An 18,965-nucleotide genomic window follows, 5' to 3' on the forward strand; every position below is an offset into this window, starting at 1 on the left:
GGAACGGCGATGCGCGCGGAGACAGTGGCTCAGGACGAAACGGCGCGGATGGTCGCACGCTGGCGGGAACTCGCCGCCGCCATCGCCGCGCGCACGGGTGAAGACGCCCCGATCATCCCCGGCGAGTTGAGCGTCCTTGGTTCGGGCATCGCGCACAACGACATCATGGTGAGCGATGAAACCGCGCTGCTGCACGCCGATGTCGTCTTCCACTGCCTTTATGACCGCGTGACCGAAAGCTGGATCAATCAGCTGCGGCCCGACGCTTATGACCTGCGCATCCTGTACAACCCATCGGTCGCGCGGCATCTGAGCTATGTCTGCATGGCGGAAGCTTTGCTCCATTTCGTCCGCCAGGGCAAAAAGGTGGTGGCGATGTTCTATGGCCATCCCGGCTTCTTCGCGACGCCCACGCACCGCGCGATCAAGGTAGCGCGCGCGGAAGGCCACCGAACCACGATGCGCCCGGGTATTTCCGCGCTCGATCACCTCGTCGCCGATCTCGGCTTCGATCCGATGATTCCTGGGCTGATAAGCTTCGAGGCATCCGAACTGGTTTACGGCGGGCGCGTCCTCGATCCGTCGCTGCATACCATCCTTTGGCAGATTGGCGCGGTTGGCGATTATGGCTTCGCCCCGGGCGGGTTCGAGAACAAGGGCTTCGAACGCCTGCTCGACCGGCTGATCGCTGCCTTTGGCGAGGACTGGACCGCGGTCCACTATATCGCCCCCCATTATGTCGGGCTCGACCCGGTGATCGAGGCGATGACGCTGGCGGCGCTGCGCGATCCTGCGGCCAAGCAATCAATCTCGGCGATCTCGACGCTCTATCTCGCACCGATGGTCGGCGCGCGCGACGGGGCGATCCGCCAGCGCACGCAGCAATACGCCCTTCCCGAATGGGCCGCCCCGATCACCGAGCGATCAGCGCCGCCACGCCATGCCGCCGCCTTTTACGGCCAGGTCGAACAGGCCGCCCTGGCGCTGTTCCAGGCGTTCGTGCCGCCCGACCATTATCGCGCGACGCCGCCCACCGCCGCGAACCAGTTCCTGCAAGCGTTGAGCCGCGACGTCGCGTTGCTCGAACGCTTCTCCGCGGCGCCCGGCAAGGTCTTGGCCGACCCGCGCTTCGCCGCGCTAAGCCCGCGCGCTCGCCGTCTGCTGCAAGTTCCCCATCCCCGCGCGATCAATGCCGCGCTGAATGACGAAACAGCAATGGTGGACGGGCCTGATCTTGAAGCAACGGCACCCATCGTCGCTGATTAGTCGAATTCGAATAATTGCATCTTTCGGTGGAGTGTTTGTTTGGAGCTTAACTCCATCTACGGCTGTTTCTTTCGTTCACCAATTAATCGTAAGCAGGTAAATCTGTTCCGAGATCAAGGAGAAGTACCATGCGGGAATTGACGCTAGAAGAGCTTGAACTCGTTGCTGGTGGCGAGGATACGGGCGACATCGTGGTGACGGGCGACACCGGCGGCGGCGGCGATGGCTACTGGGACTATTTCGGCGACTATGGCGATACCGGCGGCGGTGACGGCGGCGGCGGTGGTGGTGGCGACGTGGGCACTACACCCCCGCCGATCGTCGTGACGTCGGACGATCACGGCAACAGCGTCACCGTCCAGCCCAAATATGATCCCACCGCGCACACGGCCGACATCATCGTCACCGCGAAGAACAGCGCGGGCGATTTCAAGATCGACTTCGATCTTGCCAAGCTCGATGTCAAATCGCTCACGCTCGATATCCAGGAAGGGTCATCGACCTATACCGGTACGATCGATCTGAGCAGCGGGCTCGCCACCGGCACCTATTCGGTGCAGTTCAGCAACGGCGCGTCCGGTTCATTCTCGGTCGGCACGAACGGCAGCGACGTGTCGGTCGGCGCCGCGCTGCAGGTCCACTTCTGAACGTCACGCGGCGGTCCAAGTCAACCGCCGCGGCCTTTCCGGGTAGATTACGGGTATGACGATGCCGCGGCGGAACCGGAAGCGTTGCGTTCGCACCGCGCCCCGGGGTGGGACTGGCGACCGATGCTGGTTCCGCTGGCGGTGGTCGATCGGCTTGCTCCTTCTCGCCGCGCTCGGCGCGCCGTGCTCGGCCCAGGTGCCGGCCACCGCGCCTGCCACGGCGAGCGGGCAGCGCTTGCACTTCGTCGAGGGCAAGGATTGGGCGCCGCTGCCTTATGAATCCGCGCACGGCGAGATTCTCTTCGCCGCCGTGATCGATGATCGCCCGGTGACGATCCTGCTCGACAATGGCACCGAGCGCACCGTGATCGACCGCGATTTCCTTCGCCGGGCCGGAATCGCGGTCACGCAGAGCCCCGCACGGGCGAAGACGAGCGGCGGGGATAGCCTGGCGACGGGGGTCACCGGGCGCGATCTCACGCTGGCGGCCGCGAAGGCATTTACGCTGACCGGCACCTTCGCGACCATCGATCTGCAGCCGATATCAATCGCGCTGGGTCGCCGCGTCGACGCGATCCTGGGCGCCGATGTGCTGGATCATTTCGCGATCATGGTCCAACCCCAAACCAAGCAGCTGTCGCTCGCGCCGAGCGGCAGCATCAAGGCCAGCGCCGGGTCGGTCGTGCTGCCGCTCCAACCGGGAGGGACCGTCGTCGCGCAGATTGACGGGCAACCGGCCGTGCTGAAGGTCGATTACGGCTTCTCCGGGGTCGTGCGGCTAACCGACACGCGCTGGCGCGCGCTCTTTCCCGAGGGCGGCGGCGAAATCAGCACGCAAACCGGGGCGAATGGTGTCGAACGCCAAACCAACGCGCGCCGCGCAACGCTCGCGCTCGGCCGGCTGACCGCGCGGGAGGTTCCCGTCGAGAATGGCTATCGAACCGATCGACCGGTCGATGGGCTGGTCGGAAACGGTCTGCTCGGGCGCGTGACGAGCGTGCTGGACATGCAGCGCGCCACGCTCATCCTGGTACCCTAGGCGACGGCGGCGAGATCGGCGGAGAGAACGAAGCGATCGTGGCTGGCACGCCCACGTCGAAGGGCGTCACATCGCTCCAGAAGCGCGCGCGCCATTTGCCCGCATCAACCTGATAGGGCCGGTCCCACTGGAAGCGCATTTCCTTCAGGTTGCGCAGGAACGGCACCAATGGCGCGAGAATGTCGAGCGCGATCGGCGGAAGCGCGGTCAGCCGGAGCTTTTTGCCCGCCGACGCCGCACCGATCGCCAGGATCTCCCGCGAGGATCGGGTCGGTGCGCACGGCATGTGCCACGCCTGCCCGAACGCGTCGTCGCCCGCGTCGAGCAATGTCACGATCGCGCGGCCGATATCGGGTGTGTACGCATAATCATGCGGCTGATCGGGCGAGAACACAAAGCTTGCGCGCTTGCCTTGGGCGATCGCGGCAAGCCCGGTGGCGCCGAGGTGCGACAACGTGACCCCCGGCCCATAGAAATCCGGCGCGCGCAGCGCCGCAACCCGCACTCGGTTCTGCTCCTGCCACAGCCGCGTCGCCGCCGCCCGGGCCGCGGGCTTGCGGCCGTAATCGGTGAGCGGCATGGTCTCGACCAGCGGCGCGGTTTGCGGGCCGTACATGTAGAGATTGTCGAGAAACACGATCCGCGCGCCGCTCTCGGCACACGCGCCGAGCAGATTGCGCATAGTTTGCGGCCACACCCGCTCCCAAACGTGGCTTTCATAAGCGAAGCCGATCGTTAGGACGATTTGCGCGGCGCCCGCCACCGCGCGGCGCACTTGATCCTGTTCGAGCACATCGCAGGCGACGAAGGGCACGTTCGAGGGCAGATCGGCCGGCCGCCGTCGCTGCGCGACCCGCACGCCCCGCCCCTGGGCCTGCAGCCGGGCGACCGTTTCCCGGCCGCACGGGCCATAGCCGAACACCAGAATGTCTCCGCTCATCGCCTGTCTCCTTCGGCCCGAACCAATAGCGCCACCTTGACCATGCACCGAATGCAATGATCTAATACAGGCCATGCGTGAGAAGCATTTACGCTCGATCGACCTCAACCTGCTGCCGGTGCTCGACGCGCTGCTTCGCCACCGCAACGCGAGCCGGGCGGGGCGGGAAGTCGGGCTCAGCCAGCCGGCGATGAGTCGCGCGCTTGGCCGGCTGCGCGATTTGCTGGAGGATCCGCTGCTGGTGCGCGGACCGGGCGGCTTGCTGCTGTCCCCCCGGGCGGAAGCGCTTCAGCCGGCATTGGCGGCGATATTGACGGAGCTACGCGGCCTGCTCGCCGAACCCGCTTTCGATCCCAGTGCCGAGCGGCGGACGATGCGCATCGCGATGACCGATGCCCAGGCCAGCCTGCTGCTCGCGCCGCTGATCGCGCGGGTCACGGCGCAGGCGCCGGGCGTGCTGATCGAATGGGTGCCGATCGCGGCGGGCGTTGGCGAGCGCATGGCCAAGGGCGAAGTCGATCTGGCGCTGGCGCTCGACACCACGCCGCTGCCCGGCGGCGCGGCCTCGTCGCCGCTGATGGAGGATCGGCTGGCGACGGTCGTGCGGCAGGGCCATCCCTGCGGCGGCCAGTGGTCGCTGGCGGATTACGCGCGCTATCCCAGCGTGATCGTCTCGCTGCTCGGTGATCGCACGTCCGACATGGACGCCGAACTCGCCGCCAGCGGCATCGAGCGCCCGATCGCGGCGATCGTCCCGAATTTCCGGGCGGCCGCGGAAATTGTCGCGTCGTGCGATGCCGTGACCACCATCTCCCGCGCGTTCGCGGCTACCCTACCCCTGCCGTTGGTGCTGATCGAGCCACCGCTTGGCAATATCAGGCTCAGCGTGGTGATGATTTGGGCACGGTTTCGCGGTAACGATCCCCTGCTCGAGTGGCTTCGCGCTCAACTCGCCGCGGTAAGCGCAAGTGCCGGTGCTCAGACAGCGCCGATGGCGGTATGACGGCTGTCAGGATCACCGGGCATCGCCCCCAAGGGCTGGAAATTAGGGCGCAAAGCCGCCGACGGGCGGGTTGAGCCAGAACCGCCTCAGCGGCTCCTGGGCCAGTCTCGAGCTGGCGGCTTCTGGCCCCGCGATCCAGGAAAGCTCACCTTCGCCATAAGGGACGGAGTCCCGGTTCGTCAGGTCAGGCGCCGACGGGCTGATTGCGAGGGCACGGAATCGTTCCTCGCCTCTATCCTGTCGCACCATCGGCGAATTGGTTGAGCAGCCATTCCAGCAGGGCATCGATCTGTTTGCTCGTCCGCGTGGGGGGGCGGACGAACCAATAGCTGTAGATGTCTTCGACGGCGTCGGGCGAAAGCCGGACCAAGATGCCGGTGCGCAGCAGGGGTGCCACAAGCCGCTCCCGCGCGAGCGCGACGCCCAAACCCTGTATCGCGGCGTCGAGCGCCAGCGCGGCGTCGGGCAGTTCGAGCGCCGCGCCGTCCTGGCGATCGAGGTCGGGAGCCGTTTCGTCGAACCAGCGCCGCCATGATTGGAACGGCGTGCCGATCCGCGGCGCGGCGCGCCAGTCCGCTCCCGGCGCGATCAGGTGCGGCGCGGCGACGGGGAACAGCCGTTCGCGCCCGAGCAGCCGGCTTTCCACCCCCGGCCATCCCCCCGGTCCATAGCGGATGCCGGCATCGACGCTATCGGACGCGCCGGCGTCCAGCGCCGAGCTGACCTCGATCGCCGCGATCAGGCCCGGATGATCGCGGTGGAGCGCGGGGAGCCGCGGCACCAGCCACAGCCGCGCGATCGCCGGTGTCGTCGAAATTCGCAAGCCAGCAGCATGGCGTGGCAACACGGGATGGCCGAATGCCTCTTCGAGGATGCGCAGCGCCTCCCGCGTCCGCGTGACAAGGCTGCTCGCGGCTGCGGTCGGCATCATGCGGCGCCCCGCGCGCGCGAAAAGCGGCGCACCCGCCCAAGTTTCGAGGGCATCGACCTGGCGGCTCACCGCCCCGTGCGTCAGACCGAGCTCGCGCGCCGCGTCCGAATAGCTTTGGCGCCGCACCGCCGCTTCCAGAACCCGGAGCGCCTGCAGCGAGGGAAGCGGCGCAATTGTGTGATTATTGCTCACACTGTGTGTTCCCACTTATCGATGGCCTCACATAGCGGCGCGGCTACGATCGCGCCATGACCAAGCTCAGCTTCTATTATTCGCCCGGCGCCTGCTCTCTGGCGTCGCACATCCTGCTTCACGAAACGGGCGAGCCGTTCACGGCGCATCGGGTGACCCTCGCCAAGGGTGAGCATCTGCGGCCCGATTTCCTCGCGATCAATCCGCGTGCCCGCGTACCGGCGCTCCGGATCGGCGAAGAGGTGGTGACCGAGAATGCGGCGATCCTCGCCTGGCTCGGGGACCGTTGCGGACTGCTGCCGCCCGCCGGCTCGCTCGGTCGAATCCGCGCGCTGGAGTGGCTGGTCTGGATGGCCAGCACCGTGCATATCGGTTTCGCGCAGGTCTGGCGCGGCGCGCGGTTCAGCGATGACACCAGCCAGCACGACGCGATCCGCCGCAGCGGCATCGCGACGATCGCGCGTCACTTCGCCGAAATCGAGACGCGGATCGCGGGTGAACATGCCCTGGGCGCCGGCTATTCGGTTGTCGACGCCAATCTTCTCCCCTTCTACCGCTGGGGCAGTCGGGTTGGCTTCGACATGCGCGCGCGTTTTCCGCGCTGGACAGCGCACACCGAGCGGATGCTCGATCGGCCAGCGGTACAGGCGACGATCGCCGCCGAGGAGATCGAGATGTGGCCGGCGGCCGATCCGTTCGTCGCCGCGCTGACGCCGGCCGGGACGCCGCCTCTGGCCATTCGCGGCTATGATCATGTCGGCGTCCGGGTCTCGAACCGTGCGCGCGCGCTCCACTTCTACGGCGCGCTGGGCTTCGCGCCCGAACCCGGCGAAGGCGGCGTCGAGCGCCGCGCGGTTGGCCTGATCAACGCCGCCGGGGTCCGCGTGAACCTCATCTTCAACGGCGAGCCCGATCCGCACGGGCGCAACGTGCTGATGGACGTGCCCGAGAAGCGGCCCGGCTGGACGCATCCGGCCTTCACCGTCGAACGGCTCGATGACGTCCTCGCCTGGGCCGCCGGCCAAGGGGTCACGATCACCGAGGGGCCGGTCAGTTGGGGCCGCCGCCGCGTCTGTTTCCTGCGCGATCCCGACGGCAATGTGCTGGAGTTCGATGAACTACTGCCGCCGCCCGGCGATGCCACCAATCTCGCCGATCCTGCCAGCGCGACGGCGGATGGCGCGGCGATCTGAATACACCGATATCGGTTTCAAGCCGCGCCCGGTCGCCAACGCCGTGAACTCGGCCAGCGTCGTCGCCCTTCGGGCATCAGCGCCGAGCCGGCCACGCCAAGCGCCCGCGATACGGGAACGGCCTGGGCGAAATTCTCACCGCGAAGGAGATCGACTTATGTCCGCGACCGGCACGGCCGCACCCTCTGGCCCAATGCTGAGCAGGCGCGCGCTGGTTGGCGCCACGCTGGCCATGCCCGCCACCGCGATCCTCGCATCGGCGACCGCGCGCGCCGAGCCTTCCAAACCCGCGATGAAAGTCCGGCGGTTGCTATGGGCCGGTATTCTCGTGGAAGTCGGGGACGTGGCCGTGTTCATCGACGCGGTCCCGCCCGAAACGAACGAACCCGCGCCGACCGATCTGTTCGACACCACCAAAGGGCAACGATTTGCGATCGTGACCCATTATCATGGCGATCATTTCGATCACGATCTTGTGCAGCAGAAACTTGGCGCGAACGGCACGCTGATCGCGCCGCGCGAAGCGGCGATGTTCATGGATTTGCGGTCGCTCAAGGTTCAGACCGCCGAAACCTGGCAGCCGGTCTTCTTGCCCCGCAACGGCGCCGACATCGTCGCGTGGCCTGTCCCCGCCGTTGATGGGTTTGGCGCCCCGCAATCTTCTTGGATCTTGGACGGTGCCGGCCGGCGCATTTTCCATGGCGGCGATACCCAATGGCACGGTAACTTCACCGCGATCGGCCGCGCCTACGGACCGTTCGATGCCGCCTTCCTTCCGATCAATGGCGCGCGCCAGAATGTCGGCCGCTTTGTCGACGCCGGCATCCCCGCCGTGTTGACCCCCGAACAGGCGGCAATCGCCGCGGAGCAGCTGCGCGCGAAGCTCATTGTCCCGATCCACTATGGGGGGAACGATCCGCCATCGTACCTGGAGATCGACCATCCGCTTGAACGGTTACAGGCATCGGCGACCGCCAGAAGGCTGCCGGTGAAAACCCTGACGACGGGCGAAATCCTGACGCTGTGACGCAACCCGGTTTCAACTGCCGCCGGGCGGGTATTGCGATCCCGCGGAGACGCGGGTGTTCGCCTCGCACCGCGCGCTGAGCTCTGCAACGGAAGCGCGACGCCCCTTTATCCCTTCAACGCATGTATCGCGTCGTACCGATGTCGCGGCGGGCTGCGGCCATGATGTGGAATGGACGATTTGCGATGTCGCACCGGCATGAGCGGTAGTTAGCCAAGGGTGTGCGATTGGCCGCTACGCGCCCTGCAAGTCGCAGCTCGCCCGGCTTCACCGTAATCCCGAAAGCTGCCTCTATTCAGGTTACGAGCAGGCATTACGGGCAGTAAATAATCGGACTTCTTGCGGGAGAAATTAAACGCGCTTCATTATAAGTTACCGACAATCGTGTCAGCTCTACATGCTCAATGAAGTTTTTCTACCGCCCGATGCTTTCTCGACAACGCTGGCCCTCAGGGAACGTCGCGCAGTACGGGCCGTCGAGGCATTGTCTGAAAGGCCGGACCGAAGCCGTGTCCGGTTGGTCCTTGAGGTCGCCAGGCGCGAGTGACGAACTCGGGCCGCCGCCCTGGTGCCTGCGGACGGTCGCCTCATCACGCGAATTCGCCCCGGCGTAGCTGCCAGCGATCGACCAGTCGTAGCGCTGGCGTCACCGTAATGCCGTGCAGCAGGATCGACGCGAGCACGACGCCGCCAACGATCGACCAGAGCCGGTGCGGGTCGGGGAATGAGGCATGGTTGAGCGCAAAGGCAAGATAATAGATCGAGCCCATCCCGCGGATGCCGAAAAAGGAAATCACCAGCTGCTCGCGCCAAGGCAGCCTCGATCCGGCCAGGCTGAGCAGGCCCGCAGCGGGGCCCACGATCAGCAGGAGTCCCGCGACAAACAGAAGCATCCACCAGTCAAACCCGGCAAGCAGCCCGCCGAAGGCCACGATGCCTCCGAACAGCACCAGCAGCGACATCATCAGCAGTCGCTCCGTTTCCTCGGCGAAGCTATATAGCCGATCGTGATAATCATGATCCCGACTGGCGTTGCGCAGCGTCAGCGCCGACACGAACACGGCCAGGAAGCCGAACCCGCCCAACAGCTCGGCCACGGCATATGCGAGCAGCGTCATCGCTAGTGCGACAAAGCCGTCGCCGGTGCGTGACAGATTGGCAGCGACAGCGGCGCTTAGCGCAGCGGCAGCCATGCCGTCATCAGCACCAGCGCACCGGCTCCGGCCAGAAGAAGCACATAAAGCGCGTGCGATAGCATCATCGGCTTCCTTGGGCGATTGCGCTCAGCGCATGAGCCCTGCGGCGCGCAATGCACTCTCGATGATTTGGCCAACGCCTGCCGTGCCTGGCTGGACCCCTGACATAATGGCGCGCGCGGCTAGGGGCGAGGGCGCTGGTGCCGGGCGCGATCGGACAGCGACGGCCCGGTCGGCGCCATCTTCCTTTGCCGCTGTGATCAGGCCCCAGGCTTGCGCGATGCGGCGGGTCGATGAAATGCCGGCTTCGAGCATATAGGCACCGACCGCGCCGCACGCCTCCTCCCCGGCGGTGCTGAGCGGGGTGCCGTGGCCAAGGCCTGGAAGGCAATATTCCTCGATCGCGTCACGCCCATCGGCATCACGCCAGACGCGGCGGACATGGCTTTCGCGTTTTTCGACGACACTGGGCTCGGCGGGAACGCGATGGAGCGCGCGCCATTGCGCGACGATCAGCGCCGCGTTGGCGTGATCGACGGTCGCGTCACGATCGCCGTGCCATACCGATATTGTCGGCCAAGGACCGCGATGGTCAGACGCCGCGGTGACGAGCGCGCCGAGCGCCGCGGCCTCGGGACCGCCATGCGCCCGCATGCGATCGAACGCTTCCGGCACCGAATGGGCGGTGCCAAAGGGCAAACCGGCGATGATCGCGCCGCCGGCGAACACCTCGGGATAGGTGGCGAGCATCACCGAGGCCATCGCGCCGCCCGCCGAAAGGCCCGTCACGTAAATGCGGGTGGGGTCTATGCCATGCTCGGCGACCATCGCGGCGATCATCTGGCGGATGGACTGCGCCTCACCCGCATCGCGGCGGGTGTCGCCCGCGCTGAACCAGTTGAAGCACAGATTGGCGTTGTTGCCGCGTTGCTGTTCGGGAAAGAGCAGTGCGAAGCCGTGCTCATCCGCCAAGTGCGACCAGCCCGAGCCGTGATCGTAGCTCGCTGCATTTTGCGTGCAGCCATGCAGCACGACCACCAGTGCCGGCGACGCCCGCAGCGATGGGGGCACATAGCAACGTCCAAGCAGCGCGCCTGGGTTGGAACCGAAGGATGCGAGGTCTGTCAGCCGATCATCGTCGGCCGTGCCGCCACCAAAGACCGGCATGCCCGCGCGCAACGCAGCGAGGCGATGGAGGGTATCGTTCAATGTACGCATCGTCTGTCTCCCGGCCACGGCGAAAGCCCTGACATGCTGTTTAACCTCCCGAAAGCGGGATTTGCTGCGCTGCACAATGTCGTACCCCAAAGCTTCGCGGCAAGGCCTAGGCAGTCAATATTTGAAGATTGAGCGATTGTGGCTGGCGCTGGGATAGGGGCGCCCCCATATCGTTCCCATCGGGCTGCCCTTTTCGAGCTTGGCCGCGACTGGGGGTGATCGATGCCCCCGCTCCGACGCGGCGCCTCGATGATGCATCTTGTCTCGGCAAACCTTCCGGCGCGGCCGCCGCATCCCGCTTCGGTTGCCCGCCAGCATCACGCGCGCTCCGCGACACCCTTTCCGAGGAGATCGACACATGGCCAAGGGCCAACAACGCGGCAATCGCGAAGCGCGCAAACCGAAAAAGCCAGAGCCGCCGAAGCAGAATGCCTCCAACCCTTCGTTAAAGGGCAACCCGCCTGCGGAACCGCCCAGAAAGGGCTGAGCTCCATGCCTCCAGCGAAAGTCCCCGTCATGCAGCCATCAGTAACCTTATGCCGCGCCCAGGAAGCGCATCACGAAGCGATCGCGCGCAACGCGACGCTCGACAATGTCCGCTTGGTTGCCCAATCGGCCGCCGCCGCCTGGGCCAAGGAAGGGCTTGCGGCTCATGCGCGCGAAGAGCGCCAACAACGCGTCGTCGCGTTCAGGGAGCTCAACCGCACGTCGCGGAATCCGGCCAACGACTGGAATAGCCTCAGCGAAAATCCCGATCGGGGCTACGCCGACGCGGGGTGAGCGGCCGTATCAGCCGCATCGTCTGGCAAGCGCAAGGGGCGGGCGGCGGCCGGTTAGAGCGATGTAACCGGATTGGGAGGACAGAGCGTGGAACTTCGATTGATCATCGCCTACGGCCTGATCGCCGCGATGGCGCTGGGCGCCGTGGTCTTCGTCGCCTATCGAATGTATAATACGCCCGCGCGGGCCTACCGGCGCCGCACGCGCCAGGAACAGCGCGCTTACGATGCGCGTCGTGCGCCGACGGAACCTTGATCCAGGCCGTCGGCGCCGCGACCTCGGCTAGTCCTTGTCGTTGGCGGTGTTCGCGTCGCGCTTCGCCTGAGCAATCGCGTCGCTCAATTTGGCATAGCGATAATCGCGGTAATGGAAGATATCGGCGGGCACGCGCGTGATCCCGTATCGAACCATTTCCGCGTCGACCCCCTCTTGGCCGGTTCCGCCATCGGGGGCTTCCCCCTCACCCGCGCTCATTCGGCGGCCAATGCGTCGCTCACCCGCATCGCGGCGAGTTCCTCGGTCATCCGGCGCAGCACGCGCGTACGGTGCTGATAGGTATTGTGCCGCTCGCCCACGCGGCCGTTGCTGAAATCGCTCGACAAGGCGGCGGACATGTCGGCGAGCGCCACTTCCAGCGCGTCGGCGTTTGCTCCGGGAAGCGCCGGCGCCGTTATCGATACAGGTTGCTGGTGCTTGGCGGACATGATGTTTTGATGGTTTGGCATCGCGTGTCTCCTCCATAGAGCGGGAGCACGGACCATCTCTCAGTCGCGACGGCGCTCGGGGCAGGTGTCGCGATGCGTGCTATATGGGGTGGGGACCGCACGGTCGATAGAGGCGATGGGAATATCCGGCTGATTCTAACCGCCAACAGATGCAAACATATGCTTGGGAGGGGCGATTTAAGTCGCAATGCGCGGTCTGCGCCCTTGACCGTCACTGCGCTTGGGCAGAAGCTGCGCTGAGACTCGGCGGAAGCGGCGAGCCGCGTCGACGCCTGGATAGTTTGCCGAGAATGAAGGGCACCGCGATCCACGGGTCTGGCGGCAATCCGGCGGCGATCGGTCGAGAAACGAAATTGGTTGCCGGCAAAGGCGTTGAGATGACGGCAATCTGATCGTCACGCCGTTCGGGAGTGGGGGACTTGACAGCACAAACCGATAGCTTCGCGCCCAATCCGTCCGACTGGCTTGCCTGCTTGACGTACAAGAGTGTGGCGACCGCAGCGCCCAGCAACCACGATCTCGATCAGATGGTCGCCAAGGCGCGCGCACGGAACCGTAGCCTTCAGGTAACCGGGATGCTGTTGTTCGAGAATGGTCGGTTCCTCCAAACGCTTGAAGGCCCCGCCAAGTCGATGCGGGCGCTGTGGTCATCGATCCAACGCGACAACCGGCACGACCATATCGAAGTATTGAGCGAGCATATCGCCAGCGCCCGGTTGTTCACCAACTGGGATTTGCTGGTCGATGGTCGCTTCGATCATCTGGCGCCGGTTCGTGTCGCGGCGTCGTCCGCGCCTGCCGCTGTCGAGGCGCATATCGCCCGTCTGGTCGACCTGGCGCTCAACGCCGATGATCTTGGCCTCAACGCCGCGATCGCCGAATTCGGCGAACAAGGCTGGACGGCCGATGCGATTGTCACCTTGTTGATCGAACCCGCCGCGCGGGCGCTGGGCGATGCGTGGCTGGAAGACGCCTGCACGGAAATCGACCTGACGATCGGATTGAGCATGCTTCAGCTGGCCGGGCATACGGCCCGCCAGAACCATTCGATGCACACCATTCGTGCCAGCCGATACAGGATCCTGCTGGCGACCGCCCCAGGCGAGCAGCACATGCTGGGCACCTCGCTGCTGGCGGACCAGTTCTTCGATCATGGCTGGCACGTCGACATGGCTTTTCCGGACAGCGACGAAGCGCTCGCCAACCAGATCGAGGCGGAGCGCCCCGATGCGGTGGATATTGGCCTGTCCGATGCCTGCCCGCGGCGGCACGCGCTCGCCAATCTGCGCGCGACTGTCCAGCACAGCCGGCTGCTCGGCGCGGCGCATCCGACGGTCGTGTCCGTCGGTGGCCGGCTGTTCGCCGAAGCGGCCGCAACCGCCATGTCGGTGGGCGCGGATCATGCGCGCAAGGGCCTCGCCGGCACCAGCATCCGCATCGCCGAGCTGGTGAAGCGCAATCGAACCTCCTGAAATCGCGGCCGATCGCCTAAACGCCGTCGCCGACGCCTCGGCGATTGCAATGCGTCGCGCGGCCCCCCATATTCCAGAAGCTACAGTCGCAAATCGACGGTCTTCGGAGCTTTGCGGCCCCCTTTTCCTTCAGTCTGCACCGAGGCACCGGGCAATCCGGTTGTCGGCTTGCCCCATCAGGAAAAGGAACGCCGCATGAGCACCATTGGCACCGTGAAATTCTTCAACGCGCAAAAAGGCTATGGCTTTATCGCCCCCGATGGTGGCGATGGCGATGCCTTCGTGCACATCAGTGCCGTCGAGCGCGCCGGCATGGCCACGCTGCAGCAAAATCAGCGCATTTCATACGATCTGGAACGGGACAAGCGCGGCAAGTCGTCCGCCGTCAATCTGTCGACCGTCGACTGATCGACCGCACAGGGCGGGCGGCGCGCCTCGGGGCGCCGCCCATCCTTCAGGAAGGAAGCATCGTTGAGCACTCTTGTCGCCACCTATCGCGCGCATGCCGCGCGCGCGGCAGCGGAAGCCAAGGCGACCGATCTCGAAAATGTTCGCGAGCGAAGCCTTCGCGCCGCGCGTGCTTGGAATGAGATCGCCGATCGTCAGGACCGCTCCGATCAAGCGCGCCTCGCGCGGGAGGCGGATAGTCTCGCCGCTAGGGGCGGTCCAGTCGCATCTTGATCAGCGTCGCCGTCAGGGCAACGGGGTTGAACGGCTTGGCGAGGAACAGCGTCCCTTCGGGCAACTGACTTGGATCGGGCCGATGGTGGCCGGACACCAGGATCAAGCTGACCGACGGCCAACATTCATGGATGGCCTTGACCAGGCTCAGCCCATCCGACCCGGGCAGATCGACGTCGGAAAGCACCACGTCGATGTCGCGCCGGTGTTCGATCATCGACCAGGCGGTTTCGGCGTCGCCGGCCATCAGCGGCTCATATCCCGCATCCTCGGCCACATCGCAGGTCGCGATCAATTGGAGCGGCTCGTCCTCGACGACGAGGATCAGCGGTCGGCCTGACTCAACCATTTGCAACGTCCCGTAGGATCACGCGCCTTGTGCGTGATCGCTGCCGAAAGCGCTGGCATGGACGGTGATCCGATCGGCGAGCTGTGATGGCTCAATGCTTGGTTCTGCTGGTCGTTCCTGCGGTTGCCAAGACGTTTTCGAGGCGCAGGGCCGTCGCACACCAGAACCGCGCCGACGTTTCGAGCGCCGGATCACGGGCGCGCCCCGCTCACCGTCACGGGGCGATCGCCGCATCGGGCTGGCCCGCGAGTAGGGCGTTGATCCAGGCGAGGCACAGGTCGCGGCTGCGATAGCGGCCCCATCTTGCCACCTCTTCGCGTTCGACGATGGGGAAGGTCGAATAGATGTAGCGGATGTCGTCGCGGCTTTGCGCGGGATCGGCGGGATCGAAGACGCCGTAGAGGATGAAATAGAGCGCATCGAGCTTGGCGCGCAGCCGCAGCCGCCGGTCCTCATCCCAGATGAAGGGCGGCAGCACGTCGCCGTTCGCATCGACATGCTCCATGTCGCGCGCGAAGGGGGCGAGGTCGTGGGCGGTGTAGCTCAGTTCCAGCACCGCCTCCCGAACGATGTCGGCGGCGGTCTTGGGGCCGAAGGTGCGGGCATAGGCGGCGGGCGGGATGATGGGGAGTTGTTCGACGATGAACCAGTTGAGATGCTGGCCCTGGATTTTCTGACGTGCGGTATAGTCGAAGATCAACGAGTTGAGATTGGCCGCAAGCAGAGCTAGGCGCTCGGGATCAGGCTTTCCGGTGCCGGGATCGACCTCGATCAACGGCAACGTATTGCCTGCTGCACCGCTCGGCACGATCGCCGCGATCATCGAGCGGACATTCGTCGGTGCCGTCACATCCTTGAAGCCGAGCGTGTAGGCGTGCTGCCCAAGTCCTTCGGGCGGCTGCACCCAGAATTGCGGATCGGCCACCCAGGCTGGGTCAGCATGCTGTTCCGCTGTCGCGGGCAGCGGCTGGGCGGGGCGGTTGGCGTTCGCGGCGTTGACCACCACGCTTGCCGCGCGGTGATCGAATGCCTGCACCATCTTGCCTTCGTATAGCGGCACCCATTCGCCCGCCGCCGACTGAAAGCGGTTGCCCCCGATGCTCCAGGCGCCTTCGCGTTCCTCCAGCTCGGCGCGGGTGCGGAACAGGTGGCTGTCGTTGGTCATGTGGAACATGGTGACATAGCGCACCGGCCACGCGGCGACGGGCGTTGCCCCCGACCGATCGACCAGCACCGGCAGCCGGGAATAGATCGCGGTGGTCAGCGCCATGTCGCGGCGCGAGCGGAAGATCGGTGCGGTGCCGGTGTTCGGATTGACGCTGGCAAAATCCGCCGCGCCGATCGCGAAGGCGCGGTCGGGGTCGGTGCGCTCGCCTACAGCTTGCAGGAAAAAACCACATGACGCGCTGGCGAAGGTGCGCTTCGGGCTGGCGACCATCGCGCAGAATTTAAAGCGGCTGTCGACGTCCGGGAAGAATGGCTCCAGCCCGTGCCGGGTGCGCCGGTTCTCGAAGTCGTAAAGCGCCTTCAGATGCCCGCCGACCGCCACTTCGCGGAAAAAGGCACTGGCCGACAGGTCCGACGCGATTCCGCTCGGCGTCAGCAGCCCGACCATGCCGTTCGGTTTCACCAGCGCGTGGGCGCGTTCTACGAACAGCGAATAGAGGTTGATGTCGCCCCTGCTCAGCAACGGATAATGCCCCGATGCCCGCGCCATGCGCGCGGTGTCGGCGGCCCGGGCATCGGCTTTCTCGAAATCCTCGTACAGCGGATCGGCATCCGCCTTCAGCGCGGCGATCATCCGTCCTCGATCCGATGCGCGCTGCGCCAGCGCGATCTCCGGGCGACGGGCCGCGAACCATTCGACCTGTTGCAGCTTGATCCGGTCCCACGGCGGATTGCCGACGACAGCGTCGAACCCGCCTTGACGGCCCTTGCTCGCCCAATTGTCCCACACACCGGGAAACGCGATCTGCCAGTTGAGGAAGCGCTCCTCCTCGATCAGCGCGCGGGCGCGTTCCCAGATCGTGGTGAAGGCGGCGACTTCCTCGGGCTTCGCGCTGCCCTCCGCCGGGGCCTTGCGTCCGCGCGCGATCGGCATCGGGTCACCAAAGCGACCATCGAGCCACAGCCGCACCAGTGGCTTTTGATCGCGCGGCAGGTCCAGCCAATCGAGCGCGTGGATGAAGCTGACGAACCCGTCGAGCTCGCCGGTCATCAGCTCGACATCGTCATACATCGCCGCCGAACGATGCGCCTCGGCGATCTCGACATCGGTCAGCGCCTCGATCGTCTTCATCGCTTCCGCCGATCGCTGAGCATTGCGCAGCGCGTCGATATAGAACAGCTCGCCGCCCGCGCCCGCCTTGTCGATCGCGTCGCGCACCCACAGGCCGAACAGGCTGTCGCCGCTGCGCAGGTGATGATTGATGAACGACAGCGGTGCGCCGACCGTGAACGTGTGCAGCCACAGCGCGACCTTGGCGAGTTCGACCGCCATCGGGTTCTTGTCGACGCCGTAGACGCAGCGCTTCAGCACCATGCGGCGGACGATATGGCGATCGTCGAGCTGTTCGGGATCGATCGTCCAGTTCGCTTCGCGCGCATTGCGCTGGATCGTGGCGCGGATGTCCTCGATCTTGTCGGCGAGCGGCGAGGTGTAGTGCAGTTCGGCGCCGAGCACCGCGACTTCAGCCATCGCGTCGAGCACATGATCGGCGAGCGTATCGACCAGGCTGACGAGGAAATGGCCGGATCCCATCGCGGGGTCGCAGACGCGCAAAGACAGGATGGCATTGGCCGGGTCGGCGTCGCGCAGGGCCCGCCGCTGATAATCTTCGGCGTCCCTGGGGTCGAGCTTGCCAAGCGCCGTGCGAAATGCCTCCAGCCGTTCGGTGATGAGCGGTTCGAGCGTTTCGTCGAGGATCAGGCCGACCAGCTCGTCGGGCGTGTAATAGCTGCCGCTGTTCTTGCGCGCGAACAGGTTCGGCCGGACGGTGAGCACGCCGTTCTCGTCGCGGATCAGCTCGAATTCGAGCAGCCGTTCGTAGATCGACCCGAGCTGCTGCACCGAGAGATCGCGATAGTTGATATAGCGCCGCTCGCCCGATGAGCGCTCGTAGGACAGCGCATCGAGTGCGGGGGCCATGACGCTGTCGGGCACGCGCGCGGCGCTGAGCAACGGCGTGCCGGCGGTCGCGAAAAGCCCGCCATTATAGGGCGGGATGCCGACCGATCCGTCGCCCTTGTCGATGATCCGCGACAGATCGGCGACATGGCTCCAGATCCGCGCGGCGGAGGAGGAAAACGCATCGCCACTGGTGATCCGCCGACCGACATCCAGCCGCAGCGGGCGGAGCGCATAATCGTCATAGCGCGGGTCATTGACCGGCAGCAGGTCGCGATCCTCGGCATAGAGCAGGAACAGCAGCCGATAGAGCAGCACCAGCGCGGCATCGCGCACGTCGCTCAGCGGCGCATCCGGCGCGCTGTCGGCGATCGCGGTGGCGAGGCTGGGGAAGACGATCTCGAACACCAGCTTGGACAGGCTGGCGGCGACACGTTCTTCATAGAATGCGGCTTCGGCGCGGGCGCGATCGTGGAAGGAGCGTTGATCCGCGCCGTCGCGCAGGAACGCCTCGCGCCCGAACATGACCGCGAAGACGCGCAGCCAATGGTCACGTGTGGCGGCATCGGCGAACAGATCGTCGTCGCCCAGCCCGAGCACGCGACCCAGATCGATTTCCAGAAATTCTTCCGAAATCGATCGCGCGCCCGCCCAATAGAGCCGCCAGCGCGTGCCGTTGATGAGGATGCCCCAGCGCAGCGCGCCGGCCGTCAGATCGTCGATCCGGCGTAGATAGCGCAGCATCTGGGTGGACGGTGCAGTGGTTTCATCGCGTCCGGATGCACGGTCGAGCGGACGCGCCCAACGCTTGCTTTCGACCACCGCGAGCCCGTGCGCATAGCGCCGCCATTGGTCGCCCAGCGCATTGGCCGCCGCTTTCGCGGCAGCGTCCGCGAACAGCAGGCCATCGGGCACGTCGTCGCGCCCCGTGACAGTCAGATTCTGCTGGCGAAGCGACTCAGACCAGCCCAGGGCAGCCAGCACCGGCCAGATGAAATCGTCCTCGGTCTGGCTTTCATTCGTGCGCTGGTTCTGCGGAAAAGCGGTGGCGATCTGGTCGAGCCGCGCGCGCAATCCGGCCACATCGACGGCGCGATACGCAGCGGTGCCCGTGATCGCGTCTACGAGATAATCGGTGGTGAACAGCGCACCGGAAATGAACAACCCAGAATCAGTGAC

The 18,965-nt window shown here is 65.8% G+C and carries 18 protein-coding genes; 10 read left to right on the plus strand and 8 right to left on the minus strand.

Features of this window, described 5'->3' with window-relative positions; genetic code table 11:
- Nucleotides 1-9 precede the first annotated feature (9 nt).
- From K2X73_RS13470 to K2X73_RS13480, 3 genes are all read left to right on the plus strand, one after another.
- Complete coding sequence (locus tag K2X73_RS13470; RefSeq protein WP_294111642.1) at nt 10-1,266, plus strand: SAM-dependent methyltransferase; 1,257 nt, start codon at nt 10-12, stop codon at nt 1,264-1,266.
- Between the two features lie 128 nt (nt 1,267-1,394).
- A complete protein-coding gene (locus tag K2X73_RS13475; RefSeq protein WP_294111644.1) occupies nt 1,395-1,913 on the plus strand; it encodes a hypothetical protein in 519 nt (172 codons plus the stop codon).
- 154 nt (nt 1,914-2,067) lie between these two features.
- Nucleotides 2,068-2,952: a retropepsin-like aspartic protease gene (locus K2X73_RS13480; protein ID WP_294111646.1), complete on the plus strand. Its 885-nt coding sequence runs from the start codon at nt 2,068-2,070 to the stop codon at nt 2,950-2,952.
- Here K2X73_RS13480 and K2X73_RS13485 read toward each other — a convergent pair.
- A complete protein-coding gene (locus K2X73_RS13485; protein ID WP_294111647.1) occupies nt 2,936-3,892 on the minus strand; it encodes an NAD-dependent epimerase/dehydratase family protein in 957 nt (318 codons plus the stop codon). The two genes, K2X73_RS13480 and K2X73_RS13485, sit on opposite strands and share 17 nt — an antisense overlap.
- 73 nt (nt 3,893-3,965) lie before the next feature.
- Between K2X73_RS13485 and K2X73_RS13490 the strand changes: the two genes are divergently transcribed.
- The gene (locus K2X73_RS13490) at nt 3,966-4,895 is read left to right on the plus strand and encodes a LysR family transcriptional regulator (protein WP_294111648.1); all 930 of its coding nucleotides are present in this window, start codon (nt 3,966-3,968) and stop codon (nt 4,893-4,895) included.
- 232 nt (nt 4,896-5,127) lie between these two features.
- Here the strand turns inward: K2X73_RS13490 and K2X73_RS13495 are convergent, their stop codons facing one another.
- Nucleotides 5,128-6,018: a LysR substrate-binding domain-containing protein gene (locus K2X73_RS13495; protein WP_294111649.1), complete on the minus strand. Its 891-nt coding sequence runs from the start codon at nt 6,016-6,018 to the stop codon at nt 5,128-5,130.
- Nucleotides 6,019-6,074: 56 nt separating this feature from the next.
- On the opposite strand from K2X73_RS13495, the gene K2X73_RS13500 reads away from it, so the two are divergent.
- Together K2X73_RS13500 and K2X73_RS13505 are read left to right on the plus strand one after the other, a co-directional pair.
- Nucleotides 6,075-7,211 (plus strand): VOC family protein, encoded by a 1,137-nt coding sequence (locus K2X73_RS13500; protein WP_294111651.1) that lies wholly within the window; start codon nt 6,075-6,077, stop codon nt 7,209-7,211.
- A gap of 157 nt (nt 7,212-7,368) precedes the next feature.
- Nucleotides 7,369-8,238, plus strand: a complete 870-nt coding sequence (locus K2X73_RS13505) for an MBL fold metallo-hydrolase (protein ID WP_294111652.1) — start codon at nt 7,369-7,371, stop codon at nt 8,236-8,238.
- Nucleotides 8,239-8,828: 590 nt separating this feature from the next.
- Here K2X73_RS13505 and K2X73_RS13510 read toward each other — a convergent pair.
- Both K2X73_RS13510 and K2X73_RS13515 read right to left on the minus strand, forming a co-directional pair.
- Nucleotides 8,829-9,431: a cation:proton antiporter gene (locus tag K2X73_RS13510; RefSeq protein WP_294111654.1), complete on the minus strand. Its 603-nt coding sequence runs from the start codon at nt 9,429-9,431 to the stop codon at nt 8,829-8,831.
- A gap of 90 nt (nt 9,432-9,521) precedes the next feature.
- A complete protein-coding gene (locus K2X73_RS13515; RefSeq protein ID WP_365980695.1) occupies nt 9,522-10,727 on the minus strand; it encodes a PHB depolymerase family esterase in 1,206 nt (401 codons plus the stop codon).
- 174 nt (nt 10,728-10,901) lie between these two features.
- On the opposite strand from K2X73_RS13515, the gene K2X73_RS13520 reads away from it, so the two are divergent.
- Together K2X73_RS13520 and K2X73_RS13525 are read left to right on the plus strand one after the other, a co-directional pair.
- Entirely contained in the window at nt 10,902-11,432 is a 531-nt protein-coding gene (locus tag K2X73_RS13520) for a hypothetical protein (RefSeq protein WP_294111655.1), read from the plus strand.
- A gap of 99 nt (nt 11,433-11,531) precedes the next feature.
- On the plus strand, nt 11,532-11,687 hold the full coding sequence (locus K2X73_RS13525; protein ID WP_294111658.1) for a hypothetical protein: 156 nt from the start codon (nt 11,532-11,534) through the stop codon (nt 11,685-11,687).
- 27 nt (nt 11,688-11,714) lie between these two features.
- Here the strand turns inward: K2X73_RS13525 and K2X73_RS13530 are convergent, their stop codons facing one another.
- Both K2X73_RS13530 and K2X73_RS13535 read right to left on the minus strand, forming a co-directional pair.
- Nucleotides 11,715-11,906, minus strand: a complete 192-nt coding sequence (locus K2X73_RS13530; protein ID WP_294111659.1) for a hypothetical protein — start codon at nt 11,904-11,906, stop codon at nt 11,715-11,717.
- Complete coding sequence (locus tag K2X73_RS13535) at nt 11,903-12,157, minus strand: hypothetical protein (RefSeq protein ID WP_294111660.1); 255 nt, start codon at nt 12,155-12,157, stop codon at nt 11,903-11,905. The genes K2X73_RS13530 and K2X73_RS13535 overlap by 4 nt, the downstream gene beginning before the upstream one ends.
- Nucleotides 12,158-12,630: 473 nt before the next feature.
- Between K2X73_RS13535 and K2X73_RS13540 the strand changes: the two genes are divergently transcribed.
- Together K2X73_RS13540 and K2X73_RS13545 are read left to right on the plus strand one after the other, a co-directional pair.
- A complete protein-coding gene (locus K2X73_RS13540; protein ID WP_294111661.1) occupies nt 12,631-13,629 on the plus strand; it encodes a BLUF domain-containing protein in 999 nt (332 codons plus the stop codon).
- A 195-nt stretch (nt 13,630-13,824) separates the two neighbouring features.
- Entirely contained in the window at nt 13,825-14,037 is a 213-nt protein-coding gene (locus K2X73_RS13545) for a cold-shock protein (RefSeq protein WP_294111663.1), read from the plus strand.
- A 247-nt stretch (nt 14,038-14,284) separates the two neighbouring features.
- Here K2X73_RS13545 and K2X73_RS13550 read toward each other — a convergent pair whose 3' ends face one another.
- Both K2X73_RS13550 and K2X73_RS13555 read right to left on the minus strand, forming a co-directional pair.
- Nucleotides 14,285-14,659: a response regulator gene (locus K2X73_RS13550; protein WP_294111665.1), complete on the minus strand. Its 375-nt coding sequence runs from the start codon at nt 14,657-14,659 to the stop codon at nt 14,285-14,287.
- Nucleotides 14,660-14,873: 214 nt separating this feature from the next.
- Nucleotides 14,874-18,950: a hypothetical protein gene (locus tag K2X73_RS13555; protein ID WP_294111667.1), complete on the minus strand. Its 4,077-nt coding sequence runs from the start codon at nt 18,948-18,950 to the stop codon at nt 14,874-14,876.
- Nucleotides 18,951-18,965 lie beyond the last annotated feature (15 nt).

The organism is Sphingomonas sp. (assembly GCF_019746665.1).
Taxonomy (GTDB): domain Bacteria; phylum Pseudomonadota; class Alphaproteobacteria; order Sphingomonadales; family Sphingomonadaceae; genus Sphingomonas.

Excerpts from the sequence above, each read along its gene's own strand:
- K2X73_RS13470 (WP_294111642.1), top strand. The coding sequence starts at position 10 with ATGCGCGCGGAGACAGTGGCTCAGGACGAAACGGCGCGGATGGTCGCA.
- K2X73_RS13475 (WP_294111644.1), top strand. The coding sequence starts at position 1,395 with ATGCGGGAATTGACGCTAGAAGAGCTTGAACTCGTTGCTGGTGGCGAG.
- K2X73_RS13485 (WP_294111647.1), bottom strand. The coding sequence starts at position 3,892 with ATGAGCGGAGACATTCTGGTGTTCGGCTATGGCCCGTGCGGCCGGGAA.
- K2X73_RS13490 (WP_294111648.1), top strand. The coding sequence starts at position 3,966 with ATGCGTGAGAAGCATTTACGCTCGATCGACCTCAACCTGCTGCCGGTG.
- K2X73_RS13500 (WP_294111651.1), top strand. The coding sequence starts at position 6,075 with ATGACCAAGCTCAGCTTCTATTATTCGCCCGGCGCCTGCTCTCTGGCG.
- K2X73_RS13505 (WP_294111652.1), top strand. The coding sequence starts at position 7,369 with ATGTCCGCGACCGGCACGGCCGCACCCTCTGGCCCAATGCTGAGCAGG.
- K2X73_RS13510 (WP_294111654.1), bottom strand. The coding sequence starts at position 9,431 with ATGGCTGCCGCTGCGCTAAGCGCCGCTGTCGCTGCCAATCTGTCACGC.
- K2X73_RS13520 (WP_294111655.1), top strand. The coding sequence starts at position 10,902 with ATGATGCATCTTGTCTCGGCAAACCTTCCGGCGCGGCCGCCGCATCCC.
- K2X73_RS13530 (WP_294111659.1), bottom strand. The coding sequence starts at position 11,906 with ATGAGCGCGGGTGAGGGGGAAGCCCCCGATGGCGGAACCGGCCAAGAG.
- K2X73_RS13535 (WP_294111660.1), bottom strand. The coding sequence starts at position 12,157 with ATGCCAAACCATCAAAACATCATGTCCGCCAAGCACCAGCAACCTGTA.
- K2X73_RS13545 (WP_294111663.1), top strand. The coding sequence starts at position 13,825 with ATGAGCACCATTGGCACCGTGAAATTCTTCAACGCGCAAAAAGGCTAT.
- K2X73_RS13550 (WP_294111665.1), bottom strand. The coding sequence starts at position 14,659 with ATGGTTGAGTCAGGCCGACCGCTGATCCTCGTCGTCGAGGACGAGCCG.